Below are 1,742 nucleotides of genomic sequence, written 5' to 3'. Positions count from 1 at the left end.
GTCAGTTGCTCTACCTACTGAGCTAAGTCGGCATAAGTGGTGCGCATTCTATTGAATGATTTTCTAGGTTGCAATAGCTATTTAAAAAAAAGTCGTAAAATTCGGTTTTTTAGTTTCAATTGCTGCAAAATCATACAAACCTCGCTTTTTAAAGCAAACTTTCGTGCTTTGTCGTTTGCTTTGCACGGTGCTTGTTGTATGTTCTTGCTCTCTACTAAACCAAGGATAAAAGAGACCCATGAGTCCATTTTTGTCATTTGACCGTGCCGAGTGGGCAGAACTGCGTAATTCTGTTCCGATGACACTCTCTGAAGACGATCTAAAGGCGCTTCAAGGCATAAATGAAAACCTCACTATGGAGGAAGCGGTAGAGATCTACCTTCCTTTGTCTCGTCTACTCAATTTATATGTACAGGCTCGCCAAAGTCGCAACTCTGTTCTTCAGCAGTTTCTAAATACCGAGGAACACGCTCCGCCATTTGTTATTGGCATTGCAGGTAGTGTGGCTGTTGGAAAAAGTACAACAGCACGCATTCTTAAAGCACTGCTTTCTCGTTGGGAAAATCATCCCAAAGTCGCCTTAGTTACAACGGATGGCTTTCTGTATCCCAAAAAGGTTTTGGAAGAGCGCGGTATCATGCATCGCAAGGGTTTTCCCGAATCTTACGACATCAAACGTTTGGTAGAATTTGTTTCTGATGTAAAGGCGGGCAAGCCAAATCTTGAAGTACCTGTTTACTCACACATCACATACGACATTACTGATGAGCTAAAAAAAGTCGACCGACCTGACGTGCTTATTATTGAAGGCTTAAACGTATTACAAAGCGGTATGGACTACCCACATGATCCACATCGAGTATTTGTATCTGATTTTCTTGATTTCTCAATTTATGTTGATGCGGAAAGTGAAACGATAGAGCAGTGGTATGTTGAGAGATTTTTGAAGTTTCGCCGCGGAGCTTTTACTAAACCAGGCTCCTACTTCAGCCACTATACGCAACTGTCGGTCGATGAAGCGAAAAGTAAAGCGAAAGAAATTTGGCGCAATATTAATGGACTCAATCTGGAATTGAACATTCTTCCAACCAGAGAAAGAGCCCATTTGATCCTCCACAAAGGTGCTAACCACCTTGTCGACAAAGTATCGCTAAGAAAGTAAAGGGGCTCAGTCCCCTTTTCTCAACGAAATTTCTCCGCCAATGTAGGTTTCCAAACCATTTTCAGTTTTGAGCACCACCCCACCCTGTTGGTCGATACCTTGTACCACTCCGTGTATTTCTCTCGGTCCCATAAGAAGCTTAACCGGTCGGCCGATAAAGTTGTCCAAACGATTCCAACGTTCAACAAAACCACCCAGTCCAGTCAGTTCATATTCTTCTAACGCGGCTTTCCAATGATCGATAAGACGTATCGCCAATTGAGTTCTATCGATACTCACTTCATTGGAAATTTGGTTGAGTGTTGTCCAAGGTTGATCAATACCGGGCTGCACATCAGGCATGCCAATATTTAATCCCATTCCAATCACTAAGTGAGCTGCGCCTCCTGCTTGACCAGACATCTCCACTAAAATACCGGCTAGTTTTTTATCTTGATAGTAGATGTCGTTTGGCCACTTAAGCTTAACACCTTGGATACCGATACTTTCCAGTGCTTCGACTGCAGCAATACCCACGACCAAACTCAATCCCATTGCGGCTGCCATACCCGCATCTAAACGCCAGTACATAGACAAATAC

At 43.2% G+C, this 1,742-nt stretch carries 2 protein-coding genes; one reads left to right on the top strand and one right to left on the bottom strand.

Annotated elements, in window-relative coordinates; all coding sequences use genetic code 11:
• Positions 1 to 238 precede the first annotated feature (238 nt).
• Entirely contained in the window at positions 239 to 1,162 is a 924-nt protein-coding gene (gene coaA, locus R7O12_RS24080) for a type I pantothenate kinase (RefSeq protein ID WP_015297458.1), read from the top strand.
• Between the two features lie 6 nt (positions 1,163 to 1,168).
• Here coaA and R7O12_RS24075 read toward each other — a convergent pair.
• A partial coding sequence (locus R7O12_RS24075; RefSeq protein WP_318126563.1) for a biotin--[acetyl-CoA-carboxylase] ligase occupies positions 1,169 to 1,742 on the bottom strand: 574 nt, incomplete at its 5' end.

This window comes from Vibrio sp. Vb1574, from assembly GCF_033338675.1.
This window is presented reverse-complemented; position numbering and strand designations above follow the sequence as displayed.